A 23,325-nucleotide genomic window follows, 5' to 3' on the forward strand; every position below is an offset into this window, starting at 1 on the left:
ACAAATGCCTCGGCCAGATTGCAAAATCGACCGACCGATTATATTTTAATCACGTTGATTTGGAGTGATTGAAATGACGGCCGAAACCCGCGTCCTGACCGCGCATGTGCCGCTGCATCTGGCGGACAAGGTGGATGTCATGGCGTCGCGACTGGATCGGTCGCGAGGTTGGATCGTCAAGCAGGCAATCGCCGCCTGGGTCGACCAGGAGGAGGAGCGCCACAGGATGACGCTGGCGGCGCTCGCCGATGTCGACGCGGGGCGGGTGATAAACCATCAAAGCATCCAGGCATGGGCGGACAGCCTGTCGACCGATCGACCGCTGCCGCCACCGGCAGCGTGAGGATTGTCTGGACGGGCAGGGCGTCGGCCGATCTCGTTCGCTTGCACGCTTTTCTTGAGCCGGTCGCTCCGGATGCGGCAGCCCGGGTCGTCCAGCAACTCGCGCATGCCCCGGATCGCCTTGCCGAGTTTCCCCGGATCGGGGAGAGGCTGGACGCGTATGCACCTCGTGAGGTCCGTCGCATCGTCGTGGGGCACTATGAAATGCGCTATGAGATTGCCGATGCTGTCATCTTCATCCTGCGATTGTGGCACAGCCGGGAGGATCGTGGCGCGGAATAGTATTTCATCGCCGCAAAGCGCGCGTGGCCGGCTGGCGGCTCCCGAACCGCTTTCGAACCTTGATCGGCCTAGCGTAGCGCGAGCCGCCCCGCTAACCGGCTCCTGATGAGCGCTCCCCTACGTCTCCGCCTCGATGGTGCCGCCCTTGTCGACAATTGGCGCACCCTGGCCGCGATGAGTGGCCCAGCGGCCTGCGGCGCTGCGATCAAGGCGAACGGCTACGGTCTCGGCGCGGTGGAGGTCGCGACGCGCCTTGCCGCGGCGGGGTGCCGCGACTTCTTCGTCGCCACCTGGGCGGAAGCGGCAGCGCTTGCGCCGCTGGGCCTGCCGGTCACCGTGCTGCACGGCGTGCGCGAGGAGGATATGGCGCTGGCGCTCACCGGCATCGCTCGCCCCGCGCTCAACTCGGCAGGGCAGGTCGCGCGCTGGAAAGCGGCGGGGGGCGGTGCCTGCGATGTGATGATCGACACCGGCATGAACCGGCTCGGCCTGTCGGTCGACGATCTGCCGTTGCTCGAGGGGCTCGTCATCGAGACGCTGATGAGCCACCTCGCCTGCGCCGACGAGGATGCGGCGATGAACGCGCGCCAGCTGGCTGCGTTCGCCCCGCTTGCCGGCCGGACGGGCGCCAGGCGGATGAGCCTCGCCAATTCCGCGGGCATCGGCCTCGGGTCCGATTATGCCTTCGATCTCACGCGGCCCGGCCTGGCCCTGTACGGCGGAATCCCGCGCGGCGAACTCGGCGCGATCCGCCAGGTCGTCACGCCCGAGGCGCAGATCCTCCAGCGCCGCACCGTGCCCGCGGGCCAGACCATCGGCTATAATGCGACCTGGACCGCGCCCGCGCCGACCGAGGTCGCGATCCTCAACCTTGGCTATGCCGACGGCTATTTCCGTGGCTTCTCCAATACGGGCTCGGCGCGGGCCGACGGGCAGTCGCTGCCGCTGCTCGGCCGGGTCTCGATGGACCTGATCGCGATCGACGTCACCGCCGCGCCCGATCTCGCCGAGGGCGACTGGCTTGCGCTCGACTATGCCTTGCCTGAAGCCTCCTCGCGCTCGGGCATGTCGCAGTACGAACTGCTCACCAGCTTGGGCGACCGCTTCGATCGCGTCTGGAGCGACTGACCCCCTCCCGCGCGCGGGAGGGGAGAGAGGTTACCGCTCGACGCACATGGCGATGCCCATGCCGCCGCCGATGCACAATGTGGCGAGGCCCTTCTTGGCGTCGCGCTTGGCCATCTCGTAGAGCAGGGTGGTCAGCACGCGCGCGCCGCTCGCGCCGATCGGATGTCCGATCGCGATCGCGCCGCCATTGACGTTGACGCGCTCGGCATCCCAGCCGAGCTCCTTGCCGACCGACAGCGCCTGCGCCGCGAACGCCTCGTTCGCCTCGATCAGGTCGAGATCGGCGATGCTCCAGCCGGCTTTTTCCAGCGCGCGCCGAGTCGCCGGTACCGGGCCGATGCCCATGATCGACGGGTCGACGCCGGCCGAGGCCCAGCTCGCGATCCGCGCCAGGATGGTGGAGCCGCGCTTTTCGGCCTCCTCGCGCGTCATCAGCACCAAAGCCGCGGCGCCGTCGTTCAGGCCGGAGGCGTTGGCGGCGGTCACCGTGCCGTCCTTCTTGAACGCCGGGCGCAGGCCCGAGAGGCTTTCCAGCGTCACGCCGCTACGGATATATTCGTCGTTCGCCACGATCGTGTCGCCCTTGCGGCCCTTGATCGTCACCGGCACGATCTCGTCCTTGAACCGGCCCGAGGAACGCGCGGCATCGGCGAGATTCTGCGAGCGGGTCGCGAACACGTCCTGCATCTCGCGCGTCACCTGATATTGCTCGGCGAGGTTCTCGGCGGTGATGCCCATGTGATAATTGTTGAAGGCGTCGGTCAGGCCGTCGCTGATCATCGTGTCGACCAGCGCGAGATTGCCCATCTTGGTCCCGCCGCGCAGGTTCTGCGCGTGGGTCGAGAGCGACATGGATTCCTGTCCGCCCGCGACGACGATCGTCGAATCGCCGGTCTGGATCGCCTGCGCCGCCAGCGCGACCGCGCGCAGGCCCGATCCGCAGACCTGGTTGACGCCCCAGGCCGGGATCTCCTTGGGCACGCCCGCCGCCATCGACGCCTGGCGCGCCGGGTTCTGGCCCTGCGCGGCGGTCAGCACTTGGCCCAGGATCACTTCGGACACGTCGCCCGCCTCGACCCCCGCCTGCGCCAGTGCTGCCTCGATCGCGATGCGGCCAAGCTCATGCGCCGGAGTCGCCGCGAAGGCGCCGAGGAAGCTGCCGACCGGCGTACGCTTGGCGGCGGTGATGACGATGTCCTGCATGATGTGGGGACTCCAGTGGAAGAGATGTTTGGCGGCTATCTAGTGCCGGGGATCGCGCTTAGCCAGTCCGCAAGGGGCTCCCAGAGCTGGGATCGCCCGCCGCGCCCGACGATCATGCCGACATGGCCCGCGCCCAGGTCGCGACGGTCGGGCAGGTCCGCCGCGCTCCGGGCGGGCACGATCCGGTCAGTCATCGACACGAAATCGACCGCCGGGCACGTCAGCCGCGCCGGATCGGCGATGCCGCCGCCGACTCTCCAGCGGCCGGTGCCGGGCAAATCCGCGTCGATGAAGTCGTCGAACATCTGCCGCCCGGCGGCATAGGGCAGGGGGGCGCCCGCATTCGCCCAATCCTCCATCGCGACGAAGGACCGCGCTGCGGCGCTGCCGGGCTCCATCGCGGCAAAGGCCTCGTACTTGGCGATGGTGCGCGCCGGGTCGAGTCGCCAGAACCCGCTCTGCAGCACTTCCATCGGCACCAGCCCCATCGTCTCGCAGGCCGGCTGCGCCGCTTGCCAGAGCGCGGCGATATCCGCCCGTGCTGCAGCGCCGAAGCCCGAAAAGCGCCAGGGCGCGGCGATCATCGCCAGCCCCGCGACCGGCACCGCGCACGCGGCCGCCATCGCGATCGTCCCGCCCAGACAATACCCGGCCAGCACCGGCGGCTGCTCGAATTTGGCGATCAGCGGCAGCAGCAATCGTTCGACATGGGCGGTCACGTCCATGCCGCGCTCGGCCGGCGTCGGGCTGCCCCAGTCGAGCAGAAACGGCCGGAATCCCTCGGCAGCGAGCCATTTCATTAACGAATTCCCGGGCATCAGGTCGAGGATGAAGGGAGGGTTGATCAGCGAGGGGACAAGGATCACCGCGCGCCCTTTGCTGTCCTTCGCGCCGTAATCGCGCAGTCGCGCGCGTCCCTTGCGGAATCGCGCCGGTGCGGGCCGGCGCGCGCGGCCGCGCGGCGCGTCCTGATAGGCGCGCAATCCCGCCAGCGCCGCGGCGCGCCGTTCAGGTGATGGTGCAGTCTCGTTGCGCAACATGTCCAGGAACAACGGAAGCGGGCGCGGACCGTGTTGCGGTGCAGTATGAAAGGGTGATACAGATGGATCAAACACAGGGTCGGGAGCCTTCTTTTATGAAGAAGCAGAATGCGGGCGACGGCCCGGTGATTATCAAGAAGTACGCTAACCGTCGTCTCTACAACACCGAGACTTCGTCCTACATCACGCTTGAGCACCTCGCCGCGATGACTCGCGAAGGCCGCGACTTCAAGGTGGTCGACGCGAAGAGCGAAGAAGACATCACGCACAATATCCTCACCCAGATCATCATGGAGGAGGAATCGCGCGGGCAGACCATGCTCCCGGTAAACTTCCTGCGTCAGCTCATCGCGATGTACGGCGATTCGATGCAGCAGATGGTGCCTGGTTACCTTGAAGCGTCGATGGACAGTTTCCGCCGCAACCAGGAACAGTTCAAGTCGGCGGTCGAGGGTGCGTTCGCCAACTCGCCCTTCGCCGAACTGGCCAAGCGCAACATGGCGGTGTTCGAGGCCGCCACCCAGGCGTTCAAGCCCGGTGCGAAGCCCGGCGAGACCCCCGCACCGGCGGCGACCAAGGACGAAGAGATCGCAGCGCTCAAAGCCGAGCTCACCCGGCTTCACGAAAAGATCGAGAAGCTCGGCGACTGATTCCGGTCGATGGCGATGCCGTTCTGGATCGGCGCGGGCGGTACGCTCGCTCTGGCGATCGTCGCTGGCGTTGGTGACCGGCGGCGCAGCCGGCGCGCCAATCTCGATTCGATCGGGCTGGTCGACTGGCCGACCGTCCAGGTTCTGGCGCTGATCGTCACCGCCATTCTGGCCAGCATCGCCGCCAATAGCTGAAGCGGACACGCCGATCCTCGTTCGGGCTTGGACTTGCTCCGGGCGAAAAGGGGATCAGTAGAAGGCGGCAAGCGTCAGCTGCCGTTCGCTCCCGTCGCACAGCCCCAGCGTCACCGTCCGTCCCGCTTCTCCCGCCGGCCAGTCGCTCGCCGGCGGCGAGATGCCGTCGACCGAGCAGATCCGCTCTCCCGCGCGCCAGCCGGCCGCCTCGCCCGGCCCGCCCTTCATCACATGCAGCACGACCAGTGCCGCGCCCTGTGCCTCGACCAGCAATCCGCTGGTCGATCGTACGGACGGCATGTCCGCCTCGGGCCCCGGGCTCAGGATCATGTGACCGGCGCCGGGGTCGAGCAGCACATGATAGCGCTTGAGAAAGCCCGACCCGATCCGCCCCGCGACTCCCGTGCGGCTCGAATAGCCGCCCGGCCGCTCGACATTCATCGCGACGTGCCGCGCGGTGAGCGCCCCCAGCGTCAGCTCGGGCAATATCGTCAGGTCAGTGACGACCGGACCGGCGAGTCCATGGCTCATCGTCGTGGTGACGAGCGGCGCCAGCGCGCCATGCGGCCGCCAGGCATCGCCCGAGACGGTGATCGCGCCGCCGTCCCCGGTGTCGATCACCAGCGGCCGCACGCGGACACCGTGAAGCTCCATCTCGGTGAGGTAGAAGCTCAGGTCCGTACCCGCGCGCAGCGGTGCGGTCGCCCCGGGAAAGGGCATGCGGCCCGATTGCAGCAGCCGGAACCGCCTTCCCGGATAGTCCAGGTCGAGCGCATAACCACCGACCAGGTCGATGCCCGCCAGCATCTCGACCGGCTCGCCACCGGTCGCCGCCTGAACTAGGTCGAGCACCGCCACCTTGCCGCCAGTGCGGCGCAGCCCGCCCAGTGTGATCGACGCGGCATCGGCCCATTCGATCCCCACCGCGCCGCCGATCGCGGCGGCGCTGCGCTCGCCCCGGCTCCTCAGCTTCATGCGACGCGCATAGGCCCGCGAGATGGTGGTGACGCTGACGGCGGTATCGAGCATCGCCGTCACCGGCCTGCCGTCGAGCTCCAGCGTGAAGCGGATCTGGTCCTGCGGCGTCAGCTCGAACGGCACCCACCGCGCCTCGGTGTCGCTGGCAAGCGCGAACACAGGCGCTGGTACGGGCTGCTGCGCGACCGCGGGCATCGCCAGGAAGGACAGGAGGAGACCGGCCAGGATGCGCATCGGTCCCATGATAGCCAAGGTCCGCGCTCAGCCGGAGTCGGAAGGCGTCAGAGACATGCCTCGAGATAGGCCTGGTCGAAGCCGAACTGCCGTGCCTTTTCCAGCGTGTAGGGGCGCAGCCCCATCGAGCGATATTCGCCGATGATCTTCCCGTCGGCGCTCTCGTCGAGATATTCGAACTTGAACAGCTCCTGGGTGACGATCACCGGGCCTTCCATGCCGATCACTTCGGTCACGTTGGTCACGCGGCGCGAGCCGTCGCGCAGGCGCTTCACCTGGATGATCATCTCGACCGAATCGGCGATCTGGCGGCTGATCGCTTCCTTCGGCACCTTGATGTCCGACATCATCACCATGTTCTCCATACGGGCGAGTGCCTCGCGCGGGGAGTTGGCGTGGAGCGTGCACATCGAGCCGTCATGACCGGTGTTCATGGCGGCGAGCATGTCGAAACACTCGCTGCCGCGGATTTCGCCGAGGATGATGCGGTCGGGGCGCATACGCAGGGCGTTCTTCACGAGATCGCGGATGCTGATCTCGCCTTGGCCCTCCAGATTGGCCGGGCGGGTTTCCAGCGGCAGCCAGTGCGGCTGCTGCAGTCGGAGTTCGGCCGCGTCCTCGATCGTCAGCACGCGCTCGCCTGGGTCGATCATCTTCGACAGGGCGTTGAGCATCGTGGTCTTGCCCGAACCGGTACCGCCGGAGATCACCACGTTGAACCGGCACGCGCCGGCGATCTTCAGCGCGGTCGCCATTTTCGGGCTCATCGATCCAAAGCCCGCCATCATGTCGAGCGTGATCGGCTTGGCGGAGAATTTACGAATCGAGATCGCGGTGCCGCGCAGGCTCAGCGGCGGCACGATCACGTTGACGCGGGATCCGTCCTTTAGGCGGGCGTCGGCGAGCGGGGTGGTCTGGTCGACGCGGCGGCCGACCGAGTTGCAGATGCGCTGCGCGATCTGGAACAGATGCTCCTCGTCGCGGAACTGGATATGCGCCAGCTCCAGCTTGCCCTTGCGTTCGACGAAGGTCTGTTCGGGGCCGTTGACCATGATGTCCGACACGTTCGGATCGGCCAGCAATTCCTCGAGCGGGCCAAGGCCGAGCAGTTCGTCGACCAGCACCTTTTCCAGCGCGAACTGCTCGCGGCGGTTGAGCGTCAGCTTCAGCTCGGCGAGCACTTCGCCGATGATCGGGCGGAATTCCTCGGCCAGCTCGTCCTTGTTCAAGGTGGCGGCGGCTTCGGGATCGACTCGCTCGAGCAGGCGGGGAAGGACCTGTTCCTTGATCTTGTGGACCGAGGCTTCGAAGCCCTCGACCTTGCTGCTGCCGGCCTCGCCCGAGGCATTTTGCCGATCGGCCAGCCGCGCCAGCGCTTCCGCGTTAGCGGGGTTGCCGCCGTCATTGCTGCCGGGCAGCGGCATTTTCGGGATTGGCGGGAATTGCTCGCCGCCGCTGTCCACCTCGCGCGGCACCGCGGCGCCCTGCATCGGGCGCGCGACACCGAATGCCGGACGGCTTCCGGGTCCATTGGCTAACCCGGGACGACGTCCAAATGCACTCATGCCGATAGATTCCTCATGGTCGGGGACGGGCCTAGCGCCCAAGGCTTGATAATTGACTAACCACATTGGGTGTCGCCGCGCCTGCTCCGCCGCTCTTGAGGAGGTACGAGCCAGAACCGAGCCAGGCTGCTATGTCATGGATGGACTCGGAGGGACGGGGATGCGCCGCATAACGCCATTGATGTGTCTGCTGGCCCTGGGCGCGGGCAATGCGTCGGCCCGAGCGCCGGATCCGGATGGCCTGCCGGCCTGGCTCGCCGGCTGCTGGATTCAGCAGGAAGGGAAGGCATGGACGGAGGAATGCTGGACCGCGCCCCGCGCCGGCATGATGCTTGGTTCGGGGCGAAGCGGGGTGGGGGAACGGCTCCGATCCTGGGAGGCGACCCAGATCCTGCCCGACGCGGCGGGCAAGCCGGTGTTCTGGGCTTCACCTCAGGGTGGGCAACGCGTCGCGTTCCCGCTCGCCTCCCGCACCGCGAGCGAGATGGTGTTCGCCAATCCGGCGCATGATTACCCGCAGCGCATCCGCTATTGGCGGGACGGCGCCACGCTCAACGCGGAGATTTCAATGCTGGACGGCAGCAAGCCGATGCGCTGGCACTTCAGCGCAATGCGCTAGTTATTCGGCGCGCTCGGCGAGCACGGTCAGGCCGGCCGAGCTGACCTCCGCAAAGCCGCCTTCGATCGCAATCGTCTCGGGCTCGCCCTTTTCGGTGCGATAGATCGACAGCGCGCCGTCGCGGATCGTCGACATGACGGGCGCATGGCCTTCGAGCACACCGAAATCGCCCTCGGAACCGGGGACGACGACCATGTACACGTCCTCGGAGCGGACGAGCTTTTCGGGAGTGACGAGTTCGAAGTGCAGCATTTCGTTTCTCACTCCCCTCCCGCTTGCGGGAGGGGTTGGGGGTGGGCACCCGGTCAATCACGGGCGGTGCGTCCAGCTTAGGCCGGGCGCCCAACCCTCGGTCCCCTCCCGCGAGCGGGAGGGGAGGAAGTCTTACGCGTCCTGCGCCATCTTCTCGGCCTTGGCGATCGCTTCTTCGATGCCGCCGACCATGTAGAATGCGCTCTCGGGCAGGTGATCATATTCACCGTCGACCACGGCCTTGAAGCTCTTCACCGTGTCCTCGAGCTGCACGAACTTGCCCGGGATGCCGGTGAACACCTCGGCGACGTGGAACGGCTGCGACAGGAAGCGCTGGATCTTGCGCGCACGCGACACGGTCAGGCGATCGTCTTCCGACAGCTCGTCCATGCCGAGAATGGCGATGATGTCCTGCAGCGACTTGTACTTCTGCAGCGTCGACTGGACGGCGCGGGCAGTCTCGTAATGCTCCTGGCCGACGACGCGCGGCTCGAGCACGCGCGAAGTGGAGTCGAGCGGATCGACCGCCGGGTAGATGCCCAGCTCCGAGATCGCGCGGTTGAGCACGGTCGTCGCGTCCAAGTGAGCGAAGGACGTTGCCGGCGCCGGATCGGTAAGATCGTCGGCAGGCACGTAGATCGCCTGCACCGAGGTGATCGAACCCTTGTTGGTCGAGGTGATGCGCTCCTGCAGCGCGCCCATGTCGGTCGACAGGGTCGGCTGATAGCCCACGGCCGACGGAATGCGGCCGAGCAGCGCCGACACTTCCGAACCCGCCTGAGTGAAGCGGAAGATGTTGTCGACGAAGAACAGCACGTCCTGGCCTTCGACGTCGCGGAAATATTCGGCGATCGTCAGGCCCGACAGCGCGACGCGCGCGCGGGCGCCCGGCGGCTCGTTCATCTGGCCGTACACCAGCGCGACCTTCGAACCCTCGGACTGCGGATTGCCGTCGGCATCCTTGGCGATGACGCCTGCGTCGAGGAACTCGTGGTACAGATCGTTGCCCTCACGGGTACGCTCGCCGACGCCGGCGAACACCGAGGTGCCGCCGTGCCCCTTGGCGATGTTGTTGATCAGTTCCTGGATCAGCACGGTCTTGCCCACGCCGGCGCCGCCGAACAGGCCGATCTTGCCGCCCTTCGCGTACGGGGCGAGCAGGTCGATGACCTTGATGCCGGTGACCAGAATGGCGCTCTCGGTCGACTGGTCGACGAACAAAGGTGCCGATGCGTGGATCGGGGCCGTCTCGGTGTGGCCGACCGGGCCACGCTCGTCGATCGGCTCGCCGATGACGTTGAGGATGCGGCCGAGCGTTTTCGGGCCGACCGGCACGCGGATCTGCGAACCGGTGTCGGTCACGGTCTGGCCGCGGGTCAGGCCCTCGGTCGCGTCCATCGCGATGGTGCGGACGGTGTTCTCGCCGAGATGCTGCGCGACTTCGAGCACGAGGCGGTTGCCGTTATTGTCGGTCTCGAGCGCCGAAAGGATCGCCGGCAGGCTGCCCTGCGGGAAGGCGACGTCGACGACGGCGCCGATGACCTGGCTGATGCGGCCGACATTGTTGGTCGTCGCGACCGGCGCGGTGGCCGTGGTCTCGGGAGCGGCTGCCTTGGTCGCGCGCGGCTTGCGGGCAGGCTTCTCGGTGGTCGGGGCTGCGGTTGCCATCGTTCTTTCCTTGCTTCGAACTGCTTAGAGCGCTTCGGCGCCAGAGATGATTTCGACCAGTTCCGTGGTGATCGCGGCCTGGCGGGTGCGGTTATACTGGATCGTGAGCTTGTTGATCATGTCGCCGGCATTGCGCGTGGCATTGTCCATCGCGGTCATGCGGCTGCCCTGCTCCGACGCGGCGTTCTCGAGCAGCGCGCGGAACACCTGGATCGCGACGTTGCGCGGCAGCAGGTCGGCCAGGATCGATTCCTCGTCGGGTTCGTACTCGACCGCGGCACCGCCATCGTCGACCGGGGCCGCATTGACGTCAATCGCGACCGGGATGATCTGGCGGCCGATCGGCTCCTGCACCAGCGCCGACTGGAAGCGGGCGTAGAACAGGTGAGCGACATCGAACTCGCCCGCCTCGAAGCGCGCGATCACGTCATCGGCCACTGCACGGGCATCGGCGAACGCGACCCGCTTGATATGGCCCATCTCATGATCGGCAACGACCAGGTTCGGGTAGAAGCGCTTCAGCACGCGGCCCTTCTTGCCGGCGATGTAGATCTTCACCGTCTTGCCGGCGGCGACCAGTTCCTCGATCTTGCGGCGGGCCGCACGGACGATGTTGGTGTTGAACGCGCCTGCCAGGCCACGCTCGCTGGTCGCGACGATCAGCAGATGGACCTGGTCCTTGCCGGTGCCGGCGAGCAGCTTCGGAGAGGATTCGCTGACGCTCACCTTGGCGGCGAGACTCGCCATCACCTTTTCCAGCCGCTCGGCATAGGGGCGGCCGGCGACGGCCGCTTCCTGCGCACGGCGCAGCTTCGCGGCGGCGACCATCTTCATCGCCTTGGTGATCTTCTGCGTCGACTTCACCGAGCCGATGCGGATCTTGAGGGCCTTCAAACTAGCCATTGTTTTCCTTCTTGTGTTCCCGCGAAGGCGGGAACCCAGTCTGGGCCCCCGCCTTCGCGGGGGCACAAGTCAGTTACGCAAACGTCTTCGCGAACGCGTCGAGCGCAGCCTTGAGCTTGCCCTTGGCTTCGTCACCCAGATCCTTGGTGTCGCGGATCAGGCCGAGCACATCGGCATGGTTCGCGCGCAGATCGGCGAGCATCGCGGCTTCGTAACGCACCACGTCCTGCACCGCGACGGTATCCAGATAACCCTGGGTGCCGGCGAAGATCGACGCCGTCTGCTCCTCGAAGGGCAGCGGGCTGAACTGGGGCTGCTTGAGCAGCTCGGTCAGGCGCGCGCCGCGGTTGAGCAGCTTCTGGGTCGAGGCGTCGAGGTCCGAACCGAACTGAGCGAAGGCGGCCATCTCGCGATACTGCGCCAGCTCCAGCTTGATCGAGCCCGAGACCTTCTTCATCGCCTTGGTCTGCGCGGCGGAACCGACGCGGCTGACCGACAGGCCGACGTTGATCGCGGGGCGGATGCCGGCGAAGAACAGGTCGGTTTCGAGGAAGATCTGGCCGTCGGTGATCGAGATCACGTTGGTTGGGATGTACGCCGACACGTCGCCGGCCTGGGTCTCGATGATCGGCAGCGCGGTCAGCGAGCCCGAGCCATTGTCCTTGTTCATCTTCGCGGCGCGCTCGAGCAGGCGCGAGTGGAGATAGAACACGTCGCCGGGATAGGCTTCGCGGCCCGGCGGGCGGCGCAGCAGCAGCGACATCTGGCGGTACGCGACGGCCTGCTTCGACAGATCGTCGAACACGATCAGCGCGTGCATGCCGTTGTCACGGAAATACTCGCCCATCGCGGTGCCGGTATAGGGCGCGAGGAACTGCAGCGGGGCAGGGTCGGACGCGGTCGCGGCGACGACGATGGAATAGTCCATCGCGCCATTCTCGGTCAGCGTGCGGACGAGCTGCGCGACGGTCGAGCGCTTCTGGCCGACCGCGACATAGATGCAATAGAGCTTCTTCGACTCGTCGTCGCCGGCGTGGTCGTTCTTCTGGTTGATGAAGGTGTCGATCGCGACGGCGGACTTGCCGGTCTGGCGATCGCCGATGATCAGCTCGCGCTGGCCACGGCCGACGGGGACGAGGGCGTCGATCGCCTTCAGGCCGGTCTGGACGGGCTCATGCACCGAGGTGCGCGGGATGATGCCCGGCGCCTTCACTTCGACGCGGCTGCGCTGGTCGGAAACGATCGGGCCCTTGCCGTCGATCGGGTTGCCGAGGCCATCGACCACGCGGCCGAGCAGGCCCTTGCCGATCGGAACGTCCACGATCGTGCCGGTCCGCTTGACGACGTCGCCTTCCTTGATCTCCGAGTCGGACCCGAAGATCACGACGCCGACATTGTCGGCCTCGAGGTTGAGCGCCATGCCCTGCACGCCGTTCGAGAATTCGACCATCTCGCCGGCCTGGACATTGTCCAGCCCGTGAATGCGCGCGATGCCGTCGCCGACCGACAGCACCTGGCCGGTTTCGGAGACCTGGGCCTCGGTACCGAACGAAGCGATCTGGTCCTTGATGACCTTCGAGATTTCAGCGGCGCGGATATCCATTGTCAGCCTTTCCCAACAGCTAAGAGCTGTCAGCCTTTCATTGCGTGCGCGAGAGTGTTGAGACGGGTCTTGATCGAGCTATCGATCATCTGCGAGCCGATCTTCACGACCAGCCCGCCAAGTAGCGTGGGATCGACCGACAGGTCGACCGCGACGTCGCGGCCGATGCGGGTGCGAAGCTGCTGCTTCAGCGCATCGATCTGGGCGTCGGAAAGCGGATGGGCCGAGGTCACTTCGGCCGTGGTCTCGCCGCGATGATTGGCGGCCAGCATGCGGAACGCGCGGATGATCGCGGGCAGCTGCGCCAGACGGCGGTTGTCGGCGAGCACGCCGAGGAAATTCCTGGTGGTGCCATCGACGCCCAGCGCGGTCGCCGTGGCGGCAACGGCCCGGGCGGCGTCCTGGCGGCTCACCAGCGGGCTGGCGACCAGCCGGGCGAACTCGTCCGACTGCTCCAGCGCAGCGCGCACATTGGCCAGGCTCGCCTCGACGGCGTCGATCGTCTTTGAATCGCGGGCAAGCTCGAACAGTGCGGTGGCGTAGCGACCGCTTAAGCTTGCTTGAATACCGCCGGATGTCTCCACGCGATCGAAATCCTCGTTTGGAACTGTTTGCGACCCATACGAAAAGGGAGGCCGGAATCGGCCCCCCTGATGGGTCGCCGCGCGGTTAGCATCGGGTTACGCGGGATGCAACCCGAGTCCGACCTGCCCCCTTGAGCCTCGCTATATAATATAGGTGCCGTTTCATCGTGCGCGCCATTGCCCGTGCGGGCACGATTTCCTGCATGTCACGATATTTCCAGAATTTCACATAACCGCAACAACCAGTTAACCATGCGTTTGGGTCTTGCCCTCATAGCCGGGCCATGCCTCGCCCAGACATCGCCGCCGCCCTTTCCGCTTTCAAGCAAATCGCCGCGCGGTGGGACGCCGGCGGCAGCAGCATCCGCTCCCAGCTTCGCCGTATCGTCTGGAGCCTGCTCGGCATCCAGGCGCTGCTGGCCATCGCGCTCATCGGCACCACGTTCAGCACCAGCCACGGCGTGCGGTCGCTCGTGCTCGACCGGCTCGATCCGATCGGCGAGCTCCAGCGCGTCAATGACAGCTATGTCGCGGCCCTGCTCACCGCGCAGAAGGTGCAGAGCGGCAATCTCTCGGCCGACAGTGCGATCAGCGCGATCGAGGAAGCGCGCGCTACCATCCGCAGCAACTGGCGCTCCTTTTCGAGGCAGGCGCTCGATGACCGTCGCGGTGCCGCCGTCGCGCAGGTCGCCGTTGCGCGCCGGGATGCCGATGCCGCGATCGAGCGCCTGCTCGATCTGCTCCGCAGCCACCGCGTCGACCAGCTCGATTTCTTCGTCAGCGGCGCGCTCTATGCCGCGATCGATCCGCTGACGGCCGCCAGCAACGGGCTGATCGACGACCTTAGGGCGGATGCCGCGCGCGAGCGGACCGCACTCGAACGAGGCTTTGCGACGACCTATCTCATGGTCGCGTTCGTGACTCTGCTCGCCGCGCTGATCGGCTGGTGGGGCATGCGCATGCTGGCGCTGCGGATCGAACAGCCGCTCGCCGAGATCGCGGTCGCGACTGGCGGCATCACGCTCGAGCGCGACGACACGCCGATCCCCGGCCTCGACCGCACCGACGAGATCGGCAAGATCGCCCGCGCGCTGGCTTTTGCCCGCAAGCGCTCGGGCGATGCCCGGCGGCTCAGCGAGGAATCGCACCGTGCGAACGAGGCGCTGCACCGCCGCCAGGTCACCGAGCATGAAGCGCGGGCGAAACGCGCGGCCGATCTCGATGCGCTGTTCGCGGTGTTCGAGCGCGAGGCGGGCCTTGTCGTGCACGACCTCATCTCGGCCGGCCCCGCCCTGCGCGAGACGTCGAACGCCATGTCCGGCGAAGCAGGGACGACTGAGCACCATGCGCTCGCGACCGCGGCGCTGGCCAAGCAGAGTGCATCGAGCGCCCGCACCATCGCCCAGTCCGGCGCGGCGCTCGCCGGGGCGATCGAGCGCATCAGCGACGAAGCTTATGAATCCAAGACGGGTGCGGCGCATGTGCGGGCGCGCACGCTGGAAGGTCGCGCGCATGCCGAATCGCTTGGCGTCCTGGTCGGCGAGATCGCCGGCGTGCTCGACCTCATCTCCGAAATCGCCGGGCAGACCAATCTGCTCGCGCTCAACGCGACGATCGAGGCCGCCCGCGCCGGCGATGCCGGTCGCGGCTTCGCGGTGGTCGCCGACGAGGTGAAGCTGCTGGCGCGCCAGAGCCAGGCAGCGGCGGGCCGGATCGAATCGCGCCTCGCCGCGGTCTCCCGCGCGAGCGATACGGTGCTGGAGACGATCCAGTCAGTCGATTCGCTCGCCGCCGATCTCGATCGCTCGGCCGCCAATGTCGCCGGCGCGGTCGAGCAGCAGCGCGACATGACCCGCCGCATCGCCGCCGCCATCGCCGAGGTGGAAGGCGGCACCGCCGATGCGGCGACCAACATGCAGCTCCTGTACGAACGCGCCGAACGCTCGCGGCGCAGCGCCGAGAAGGTAGCGCACACCGCGGAAGCCGTCGCCGGCGGCGTCGAAACGCTGCGCAGCCGGATCAGTCGCCTGATCGACGATGTAAGGGTGGCGTGAGGCGCGCTGCCGATTATTCTCGATCGGGGCTTTTCGGCATCGCTGCGATGGATAGGGTGCCGGCACCAGCTCGCACCAAGACAAGGATGACGATGAAAGCCCTGCTCCTGCTTGCCGCCGCGCTTGCCACGTCGTCCGTCAGCGCCGCCGATACGGCGGCGCCCGCCGGGTTTCGGGTCGGTGGCGTCGACTTCTCCCTGCCGCTGCCCAAGGGCTATTGCCTGCCGCAAGGCGTGCAGATCGATATCGCGCAGATGATCGCGGCGGCCGACCCCAACAGCGTCACGGATCTGACCCTGGTCCAGTGCGGCGTCACGATCGGCACGGGCGCCAACGACTATACTCTGATCAAGACGCCAACGGCGGCGCTGGCAGTGGCCGTCGATCGGCCGCAATTGCTCGCGTCGCTCGGCGCCGAGTTCGACAAGCCCGAGACCCTCAAGATGCTGCAGTCGGACGAATTCGACAGGAAGGTGTCCGAAGATGCGGGCAAGGCCATTCCGGGCAAGCCGCAATTCGCCGGCGATATCAAACCGCTCGGGCGGGACGATGTCTGCGCCTATCTGGGCGGCACAACCAAAGTCACGGGGAACGGGATCAGCTATCTCCAGGCGGTCGGAACCTGCATCACCAGCATCGGCAACCGGGTGGTCGTGGTGAATCGCTATGGCACCAAGGCCGATGACGCCGGTATCGCGGCGCTGCTGCGCGAGGCGAAGGCGGTTGCGCTGACGATCAAGGCAACCCCGCCGGCCTGATGCTTTGAGCGCAAGCCTCGGGATGTGGCGGGCATCGGCGGCGCCTATATCGGCATCATGACAGAGCCACTCGCCATCGACGCCGATATCGCCTGGGCCGCCTTCGAACGGCGCGACCGGGCCTATGACGGCCGTTTCGTCGGTGCGGTCACCTCGACCGGCATCTATTGCAAGCCGAGCTGCCCGGCGCGGCACCCGAAGCGCGAGAATGTCCTGTTCTACCGCGACGGGGCCGAGGCACGGGCGGCGGGGTTCCGCGCCTGCCTGCGCTGCACGCCTGACGAGGTCGGCCGCGACCGCGTCGCGGTGGCGCGGGCGGTAGCGCTGATCGAGGCGGACGAGGACGGCATCGGGCTCGAGGAGCTCGCCGCGCGGGTCGGCTATGCCCCGCATCATTTCCACCGCCTGTTCAAGCGCGCGACCGGGGTGACTCCCGCGGCTTATGCGCGCGGCCTCAAGGCGCAGCGCGCCGCCAAGGCACTGATCGACGAGGACAGCGTCACCCAGGCGATTTACGAGGCCGGCTATTCGGCGCCCAGCCGCTTCTACGAAGGCGGCGCCAAGCGCCTTGGCATGACGCCGAGCGCCTGGCGCAAGGGCGGGGCAGGGGTGACGATCCGCTGGACCATTGCCGATACCAGCCTCGGCCCGATGCTCGTCGCCGCGACCGACAAGGGCCTGTGCCGCGTGTCGTTCGAGGAGGGCGAGGACGCGCTGAGGGCGCGTTTCCCCAACGCCGAGATCGTGCCCGGCGGCGCGGCGCTGGCCGATCTGGCGGCGCGTGTGGTGGCGAGCGTCGAATCGCCCGATCGTCACCAGGACCTGCCGCTCGACGTGCAGGGCACCGCCTTTCAGGAAGCGGTGTGGCAGGCGCTCCGCGCCATCCCGGCCGGGGAGACGCGCAGCTATAGCGAACTTGCTGCGATCGCCGGCAATCCAAAGGCAGTCCGCGCGGCGGGCACCGCGTGCGGCCAGAACCAGGTCGCGGTGGTCATCCCGTGCCACCGCGCCCAGCGCAGCGACGGGACGCTCGGCGGCTATGCGTACGGCCTCGACCGCAAGACCGTGCTGCTCAAGCGGGAGGGCGCGGCATGAACGGCTTCGCCATCACCGGGCTCGATCCGGCGCCGTTCGTGCCGCTGTACGGCTTCAGCGATGCGGAGCTTGCCGGTCTCGGCATGGTGCGCTTGCCGGTCGATGCGAAGCCCGGCTTTCCCTGCCGCGTCTCGCTCGAGGATGCGGTGCCGGGGGAGCATGTGCTGCTGCTCAACTATGAGCATCTGCCGGTCGCCTCGCCTTATCGCCAGCGCCACGCGATCTTCGTGCGCGACGGGGCAACCGAGGCGGCGCGCTTCGAGAACGAAGTGCCCGAACAGCTCGCGATCCGCACTTTGTCGGTCCGTGCCTATGATGCGACCGGCATGATGACCGACGCCGACCTCATAGAAGGCCGCGACCTGCCGGCGCTGATCGACCGGTTCTTCGCTGATCCGGCGGTCGCCTGGCTGCACGCGCACAATGCGAAGCGCGGCTGCTTTGCCGCCAGGATCGACCGCACCTGATTTTGCGTCGGGCGGCGATGCCCGTTAGGCTCCCTCGATCATCGAGGGGGGGAACTCATGGAACCGATCAAGCCTGTCACGCCGCCGAACAGCCTGGTGTGGCGCATCGTGCATTTTCCGCTGGTGCTGCTGGTCATCGGCATCGCCTTCATGATCGGGGCAGGCATGACCGCAACCTTGGTCAGCCGCGCCATCCCGCACGCCAAGAATGATTTGCTTGCGGTGCTCGTCGCGATCCTCGTCGCGGCGATCTTCATCGCTTTCTACTGCGCGTTCGTGCGGCTGGTCGAACGCCGGCCGGTCGTTGCCGAATTCGCGTTGAACGGCTGGGCGAAGGAACTCGGCGCCGGCCTGCTCGGCGGTTTCCTGCTCTTCTCGGTGGTGGTGGGCATCATCGCGGCGGCCGGCGGCTATGAAGTGATCGGCCAGCATCCCGCGGCGGTGCTGCTGCCGGTGCTCGCCATTTCGATCACCTCGGGCGTGACCGAGGAGATCATGCTGCGCGGTATCTTCTTCCGGCTGCTCGAATCCTGGCTGGGCAGCTGGATCGCGCTGATCCTGTCCGCCGCGCTGTTCGGTGCGCTGCATCTCGGCAATCCCAACGCGTCGTTGCTGGCGGGCTCCGCCATCGCGCTCGAGGCGGGCGTCATGCTCGCCGCGCTCTATATGATGACGCGCCGGCTATGGGCGGCGATCGGATTGCATGCGGCGTGGAACCTCTCGCAGGGCGGGATCTACGGCATCGCCGTTTCCGGCTTCAGGCAGGACGGCATCCTGATCCCGCGCATCAGCGGCTCGGACCTGCTGACCGGCGGGTCCTTCGGCGCCGAGGCGTCGCTGCCGGCGGTTATCGTCTGCACTGCCTTTGGCGTGGCGCTGCTCGTGCTCGCCTATCGCCGCAACCGGATCGTGCCGCCCTTCTGGATGAGGAAGCCCTAACCGGCGGACTTGCAGGAATAGACGATCTTCTCGTTGGGATAGGGCGGCAGCAGCGTGCGGATCGCGCGCTGCTGAGTCGCCAGATTGGCGCGCCCCGCCTCGTCCGGGGTGCAGGCCTTGATCGTCACCTGCGACCTGATCTTCCGGAGCGAGTCCATCTGCGCCGCGGTCAGGAAATAGCGCTGGCTGGAATAGACTCGCGCCGCCGGGTCGAACTGCAGGATGGAGACGGTCTGTTCCTCGTCAGGCACCAGGATGCGGTCCCATTTGCTGCCATTTTCGGCATATTGAGTGCGCCCGTTCATGCAGCCCGCGCTGCCCCAGTCGATCGTCAGGTCGTCGATCGAGGAGGAGACGATCCGGCTGCGATCCGGCACCACGGTGCACACCATCTTGCCCAGCGGGGCAGTGGAGGACACCGCCGGCGCCTGGGTCGGCGCGACATCGGGCGGCAGCGTAACCTCGCCGCTCGGCCGGGTGAAGAACACCACCGCCGACGCGAGCATCAGCACCCCGCCGGCCGAAGCAGCCCAGATCGCTTCGCGCCGTTTGCGCCGCACCTCGAGCAACCCGCCTCCGCCGATCGCGAGCGCGCCCGCGACCAGCAGCACGGCGGCCAGCGCCATGATGTTCTCGCGATTCCGCTCGGCCGCGACGCGCGCATTGCCCAGCGCCTGCTCGCGCGCGACGGCGGCCTGGGCGGCGGCCTCACGCGTCGCCGCATCGGCTTCGGCACTGGCGCGGGCATCGGCCTCGCTGTCCTGTTTCACGCGGTCGAGGATCGAGGTGCAGGGCGTGCCGACCGCGGGATAGTCCTGCCCGGCCTCGCGCAGGAACGCCGCGACCTCCGAATCGGCGATGGCGAAGCCGAAGCTCGAATCGCCTTCCTCGCCCTTGGCGAAGGACGAATTGACCCCGATCACCCGACCGCACGGATCGAGCAAAGGCCCGCCCGAATTGCCCCGCGCGATGTTCGCGGTGTGCAGCAGCACGTCGACGCCCGACATGACGCGCCGGCCCGAGAACACGCCTTCGGACCGGATCGGCGACAGCGGATGGATATAATCGACCGCCGAGCGCGCCGTCGCTAGATCGACATTGCCGGGATAGCCGAGCGCGGTGACCGGCGCGCCTTCCTCGACCGGCCCGCTATAGAGCGCGACCGTCGGCAGCTTCGTGCCGGTGAACTCGATCAGCGCGAGATCGCGCGCGGCATCGATCGCGATGACCTTGCCCTCATAGCTCTTGGCGCCCTCCGAGGGCACCACGCCGACCACCACATTGTCGGGATAGCGCTTGGCCAGATCGACGACATGGGCATTGGTCACGATCCGGTTGGGCGTGATCGCAAAGCCGCTGCCATGGCCGAAGCCCACCACTTCGTCATCGACCACCGCGATGGTGACGATCCGCACCACCCCGCGCCCGGTGGCGGAGATGTCGTCGGCGTGCGCGGGGGCTATTAGGGCAATGAGCAGCGCGAGCGCGCCGAACAGGGCACGGCGCACGGCGGCGGGGAAAAGGGCGATCGGCATCGCCGGCGATTCTGACATCAACCGGCGCGCCGGGACAGGGAAAATGCGCGCGACGAACCGTCGTCGCGCACGACTCAGCTTTTCTTGTCGCCGGGTTTCGCCTTGGCGTCGTCTGGTTCCTTCTTCTTGGCGCTATCCGCCTGCAGCACCGCGATCGCCGCAGCCGTGCCGCCGCTGTCGAGTGCCGCGATTACCCGCTTCGCCTGATCCGCTAGGTCGCCGCCATGCGGGCTGAAGGCGATCGGCTCGATCGCGACGCGCGCCTCCTTCGTCATCCCGTCCTGCAGGAATATCCGCGAGGCCTCCAGCCGCAGCACGGTATTCTGCGGTGACAGTTTATAGGCATAGAGCAACGCATCGCGCGCACTCTTCGGCGCGCCCTGGCCCGCCTCGCCGAAGCTCTCGAAATAGAGCTGAGGTGCCCAGGAATAGAGCGGATCGATCTTGTTCGCGGCCAGGAACCACCGCCGAGCGGTGGTCCAGACGGCGGGGTCCTTGTTCTGCGCCTTTTCGGCGATCGCCATCTGCGCCTTGCCCTTGTAGATCAGCGCATGGACCGATTTCGGATCGGCCGCCAGCGCGCGGTCGGCTGCGGCATTGGCCTCGGCCAGATTGCCCGCGTCGAGTTCGGCCTCGGCCAGCGCGTTCTGCGCGCCCGCATCATTCGGATAGGGTGCGGCGAGTTGCCGGGCCTGCACGAGCACTTCCTTGGCCAGCTTCGCGTCGACCCCGTTCTGCGATCGCATCCTGGCCGGCATCACTGCCGCCTCGCCCGGGGAAAGCGCGCGCACCGTAACCTCGCCGATCGGTAGCTTGGCGGCGGCGAGCGTGGCGGCTGGAAGTGTCTTGCGCGCGCCATAGCCGTTGAGCTTGAGGTCGAGGGACGGCGCAACGCCGATCAGGGCGGCCGCTTCCGCAGGCGTTTTTCCGGTGTTGATCGCGCCGATATAGGCGGCGAGTTGTTTCGCGCGGTCCGGATCGAACATCAGGAAATGGGTCAGCAGCCAGGATCGCCCGTAGAAAATCTGGGTCTGCATGGTGTCGTGGGAATCCGGCGCGCCGGCCACCAGCTTTTCGACGGGCAGGTCGTTCATGCGGTCGATGCCGTAGCTGCGATAGCCTGGAACCGCACCGATCACGACGCTGCCGTCATCCCGCTCCCGCGCCGTCGCGAACAGCTCGGCAAACCCTTCGCTGAACCATTGCGGGAAGACCACATCGCCCCAGTTCGAATACATCAGGTGATGCGTATATTCGTGTTGGAGCACCATGCGCGGCGTCAGCGTCTGGCCGGAATCCGACGGGCTCTGTGCCGGAACGAAGGCGATGGGGCCCGATGGCATCTCACGGCGATAATAGCCGCCGACGTTCCGATTCTTGTCGCCCAGCATCTTCTGTACGTCGGCCATCGTCGGCAGGACGAACACGACAACCCGCGCGTTCGGCCCGACCTGACGTTCCTTGAGGTTCAGCGCGACCCGGACGGCGCGGTCGAACCGCTCGAGCCGGGTGGTCATGGCCTTCACATCGGCCGGTTTGTCGTCCGCATAGACGATGAAATGCTCGGACGTGCCTTCCTGCCACTCGGCGCTTGCGGCTGATGGAATGAGACAGGCCAGGCCCAGAATGACGCTGCGAAACATGCGATCCCCCGATGGTTGCTTCACTTCGCGTCACCCTGCTTCTTCAGCAGCCGGTCGAGCATGTCGCGAGGCGTCTCGTGCTTCGGCGTGCCGGCGAGGCGGTACTTCTCTTCATCCTTGTCGCGTTCCGCACGTTCCTTGTCCGACAGATTGTCCTTCTCGTTGAAGGCGGCGAGGCGGATCACGTTGATCGCGTCCTTGACGTCGCCATGCGCCTCGAAACTCGCCGCTAGCTGGTAACGCAGTTCGTTCGCCGCGGGCACCATGTCCAGCGCCCTGTAAAGGGCGTTATGCGCATCCGCGGTGGGCGCGATGCCCTGCATGCCGAAGCTGTCGAAATAGGCCTTTAGCACGACCGGATCGTCTGCGGCCTTGCGCGCCGCGTTGACGATGATGCGCCGGGCAGCCGTCCAGGCCGCCGTGTCGGTCGACTTGGCCTCACGCAAGGCATCCATCCTGACCAGCGCCTGGTGCATCATGGCGTGCGGATCCTCAGGTGCGAGGGCGTTCCAGCGCGCGACCGAGGCCTCGTAATCCGTCCGGTCTCCGGCGAGCCGGTCTGCTTCCGCGCGCAGCCGCAACGTCCAGGCGGTGTCGCCCGCGCGTGTCGCATCCTCGCGGACCTTCGCCGCGAAGGCCTTCACATTGCGACGCGACAGGCCGGCATAGAGCTTCAGGTCGTCCATCACCATCGCCGCCTGGTCGGCCGGCAACTCCTGCACGGTGATCGGTGGAATCGAGATCGGCTTGAACGTGATGTATGTCGCGGGAAGCCGGTTGCGCTTGCTGTAGGCGCTGAGTTCCGCGTTGAGCTTTCCGAGATCGCCAAAGGCATCCTTGGCCGCATCCTCGAAGGACATTCCCGCGTTGATGTTCGCGAGATATTTGGCGAGCTGCCCATCGCGCTTGCCGCCGAGTTGCAGGTAATGAGTCAGCAGCCATCCCTCGGCGTAGAGAGCGCCGACATTGCCTTTCATGTCGTCATAACTGTGCGCCGCCAGAATTTCCTGGACGGGCGTCCACAGCTCGTTGCGCAACGTGTAGTAACGGCTCTCCGACAGCGTGCCGAGGATCGCCTCGTTCGTGTCGTCGATCTTCGAGGCACCGATGAATTCGGCAAATCCCTCGACGTACCAGGGCGGATACGCCACGTTGTAATATTGGAACATGAAGTGGTGGGTCAGTTCGTGGAACAGCACGAGCTGCGATGGAAAGCCGTGGCCGGCATCGCTCTGCCGGCTGATCACCGAATAGGGCCCGCGCGGGCTGGCGTCGTAATATCCCGCCACACCCTCGACCTGATTGGGGAAGGGCATGGTCTGCTGGACGTCGTAATAGCTGCGGACGACGAAGACCTTCACCTTCATCCCCGCCTTGTCCTTGCTCTTGTCGAGCCCGGTCATCGCCCGCTGCAGCAGGTTCAACTTTTCCAGCCGCTCGGCCTGGCGGCGAATGGTCGCCTCGTCATCCTCGCTATAAACGATGAAATGCGTCGATTCGGCCTTGCGCCATGCTGCTTCGGCGGCGCCCGGCAGGCAGCACGCGAGCGCCATCAGCGGCGCCATCACTTTGCGAATCATCCTTGTTC

General features: G+C 66.8%; 23 protein-coding genes. 11 read left to right on the top strand and 12 right to left on the bottom strand.

Annotated elements, in window-relative coordinates; genetic code table 11:
• Window positions 1–73 precede the first annotated feature (73 nt).
• From ACZ1I5_RS02525 to ACZ1I5_RS02535, 3 genes are all read left to right on the top strand, one after another.
• Entirely contained in the window at window positions 74–343 is a 270-nt protein-coding gene (locus ACZ1I5_RS02525) for a CopG family ribbon-helix-helix protein (RefSeq protein ID WP_465172171.1), read from the top strand.
• Window positions 292–624 (top strand): type II toxin-antitoxin system RelE/ParE family toxin, encoded by a 333-nt coding sequence (locus ACZ1I5_RS02530; protein ID WP_465172172.1) that lies wholly within the window; start codon window positions 292–294, stop codon window positions 622–624. Before ACZ1I5_RS02525 ends, ACZ1I5_RS02530 begins: the two co-directional genes overlap by 52 nt.
• A 105-nt stretch (window positions 625–729) precedes the next feature.
• Window positions 730–1,752 carry an alanine racemase gene (locus tag ACZ1I5_RS02535; RefSeq protein WP_465172173.1) on the top strand — a complete coding sequence of 341 codons (1,023 nt, stop codon included), beginning with the start codon at window positions 730–732 and terminating at the stop codon, window positions 1,750–1,752.
• Between the two features lie 30 nt (window positions 1,753–1,782).
• On the opposite strand, the gene ACZ1I5_RS02540 is transcribed toward ACZ1I5_RS02535, so the two are convergent.
• Window positions 1,783–2,955, bottom strand: a complete 1,173-nt coding sequence (locus ACZ1I5_RS02540; protein WP_465172174.1) for an acetyl-CoA C-acetyltransferase — start codon at window positions 2,953–2,955, stop codon at window positions 1,783–1,785.
• 35 nt (window positions 2,956–2,990) lie between these two features.
• The gene (locus tag ACZ1I5_RS02545) at window positions 2,991–3,995 is read right to left on the bottom strand and encodes an alpha/beta hydrolase (protein WP_465172175.1); all 1,005 of its coding nucleotides are present in this window, start codon (window positions 3,993–3,995) and stop codon (window positions 2,991–2,993) included.
• Window positions 3,996–4,090: 95 nt separating this feature from the next.
• Between ACZ1I5_RS02545 and phaR the strand changes: the two genes are divergently transcribed.
• Together phaR and ACZ1I5_RS02555 are read left to right on the top strand one after the other, a co-directional pair.
• Window positions 4,091–4,645: a polyhydroxyalkanoate synthesis repressor PhaR gene (gene phaR / locus ACZ1I5_RS02550; RefSeq protein WP_465173878.1), complete on the top strand. Its 555-nt coding sequence runs from the start codon at window positions 4,091–4,093 to the stop codon at window positions 4,643–4,645.
• Window positions 4,646–4,654: 9 nt separating this feature from the next.
• On the top strand, window positions 4,655–4,840 hold the full coding sequence (locus ACZ1I5_RS02555) for a hypothetical protein (RefSeq protein ID WP_465172176.1): 186 nt from the start codon (window positions 4,655–4,657) through the stop codon (window positions 4,838–4,840).
• 54 nt (window positions 4,841–4,894) lie between these two features.
• Here the strand turns inward: ACZ1I5_RS02555 and ACZ1I5_RS02560 are convergent, their stop codons facing one another.
• A complete protein-coding gene (locus tag ACZ1I5_RS02560) occupies window positions 4,895–6,052 on the bottom strand; it encodes an aspartyl protease family protein (RefSeq protein WP_465172177.1) in 1,158 nt (385 codons plus the stop codon).
• 47 nt (window positions 6,053–6,099) lie between these two features.
• Window positions 6,100–7,617: a CpaF family protein gene (locus ACZ1I5_RS02565; protein ID WP_465172178.1), complete on the bottom strand. Its 1,518-nt coding sequence runs from the start codon at window positions 7,615–7,617 to the stop codon at window positions 6,100–6,102.
• A 181-nt stretch (window positions 7,618–7,798) separates the two neighbouring features.
• Here ACZ1I5_RS02565 and ACZ1I5_RS02570 point away from each other — a divergent pair, with 181 nt between their 5' ends.
• Entirely contained in the window at window positions 7,799–8,236 is a 438-nt protein-coding gene (locus tag ACZ1I5_RS02570) for a DUF6265 family protein (protein ID WP_465172179.1), read from the top strand.
• On the opposite strand, the gene ACZ1I5_RS02575 is transcribed toward ACZ1I5_RS02570, so the two are convergent.
• The 5 genes from ACZ1I5_RS02575 to ACZ1I5_RS02595 form a co-directional block, all read right to left on the bottom strand.
• Complete coding sequence (locus ACZ1I5_RS02575; protein ID WP_465172180.1) at window positions 8,237–8,488, bottom strand: ATP synthase F1 subunit epsilon; 252 nt, start codon at window positions 8,486–8,488, stop codon at window positions 8,237–8,239.
• A gap of 132 nt (window positions 8,489–8,620) precedes the next feature.
• Window positions 8,621–10,156, bottom strand: a complete 1,536-nt coding sequence (gene atpD / locus ACZ1I5_RS02580; RefSeq protein ID WP_465172181.1) for a F0F1 ATP synthase subunit beta — start codon at window positions 10,154–10,156, stop codon at window positions 8,621–8,623.
• Between the two features lie 24 nt (window positions 10,157–10,180).
• Entirely contained in the window at window positions 10,181–11,059 is an 879-nt protein-coding gene (locus tag ACZ1I5_RS02585) for a F0F1 ATP synthase subunit gamma (protein ID WP_465172182.1), read from the bottom strand.
• 73 nt (window positions 11,060–11,132) lie between these two features.
• Window positions 11,133–12,662, bottom strand: coding sequence for a F0F1 ATP synthase subunit alpha (gene atpA / locus ACZ1I5_RS02590; RefSeq protein WP_465172183.1), 1,530 nt, complete (start codon window positions 12,660–12,662; stop codon window positions 11,133–11,135).
• 29 nt (window positions 12,663–12,691) lie between these two features.
• On the bottom strand, window positions 12,692–13,246 hold the full coding sequence (locus ACZ1I5_RS02595; protein WP_465172184.1) for a F0F1 ATP synthase subunit delta: 555 nt from the start codon (window positions 13,244–13,246) through the stop codon (window positions 12,692–12,694).
• 284 nt (window positions 13,247–13,530) lie between these two features.
• On the opposite strand from ACZ1I5_RS02595, the gene ACZ1I5_RS02600 reads away from it, so the two are divergent.
• The 5 genes from ACZ1I5_RS02600 (at window position 13,531) to ACZ1I5_RS02620 (ending at window position 18,559) form a co-directional block, all read left to right on the top strand.
• On the top strand, window positions 13,531–15,300 hold the full coding sequence (locus ACZ1I5_RS02600) for a methyl-accepting chemotaxis protein (RefSeq protein ID WP_465172185.1): 1,770 nt from the start codon (window positions 13,531–13,533) through the stop codon (window positions 15,298–15,300).
• A gap of 92 nt (window positions 15,301–15,392) precedes the next feature.
• On the top strand, window positions 15,393–16,058 hold the full coding sequence (locus ACZ1I5_RS02605) for a hypothetical protein (protein ID WP_465172186.1): 666 nt from the start codon (window positions 15,393–15,395) through the stop codon (window positions 16,056–16,058).
• Window positions 16,059–16,115: 57 nt separating this feature from the next.
• The gene (gene ada / locus ACZ1I5_RS02610; RefSeq protein ID WP_465172187.1) at window positions 16,116–17,153 is read left to right on the top strand and encodes a bifunctional DNA-binding transcriptional regulator/O6-methylguanine-DNA methyltransferase Ada; all 1,038 of its coding nucleotides are present in this window, start codon (window positions 16,116–16,118) and stop codon (window positions 17,151–17,153) included.
• Window positions 17,150–17,620 carry a DUF1203 domain-containing protein gene (locus ACZ1I5_RS02615; protein ID WP_465172188.1) on the top strand — a complete coding sequence of 157 codons (471 nt, stop codon included), beginning with the start codon at window positions 17,150–17,152 and terminating at the stop codon, window positions 17,618–17,620. Before ada ends, ACZ1I5_RS02615 begins: the two co-directional genes overlap by 4 nt.
• Before the next feature lie 57 nt (window positions 17,621–17,677).
• The gene (locus ACZ1I5_RS02620; protein WP_465172189.1) at window positions 17,678–18,559 is read left to right on the top strand and encodes a lysostaphin resistance A-like protein; all 882 of its coding nucleotides are present in this window, start codon (window positions 17,678–17,680) and stop codon (window positions 18,557–18,559) included.
• Here the strand turns inward: ACZ1I5_RS02620 and ACZ1I5_RS02625 are convergent.
• The 3 genes from ACZ1I5_RS02625 to ACZ1I5_RS02635 form a co-directional block, all read right to left on the bottom strand.
• Window positions 18,556–20,094, bottom strand: a complete 1,539-nt coding sequence (locus ACZ1I5_RS02625) for a S1C family serine protease (protein WP_465172190.1) — start codon at window positions 20,092–20,094, stop codon at window positions 18,556–18,558. The two genes, ACZ1I5_RS02620 and ACZ1I5_RS02625, sit on opposite strands and share 4 nt — an antisense overlap.
• 74 nt (window positions 20,095–20,168) lie before the next feature.
• Window positions 20,169–21,737 (bottom strand): hypothetical protein, encoded by a 1,569-nt coding sequence (locus ACZ1I5_RS02630; protein ID WP_465172191.1) that lies wholly within the window; start codon window positions 21,735–21,737, stop codon window positions 20,169–20,171.
• Window positions 21,738–21,757: 20 nt separating this feature from the next.
• Window positions 21,758–23,317, bottom strand: a complete 1,560-nt coding sequence (locus tag ACZ1I5_RS02635) for a hypothetical protein (protein ID WP_465172192.1) — start codon at window positions 23,315–23,317, stop codon at window positions 21,758–21,760.
• Between the last annotated feature and the right edge of the window lie 8 nt (window positions 23,318–23,325).

It is taken from the genome of Sphingomonas sp. BL-S-30 (assembly GCF_055521475.1).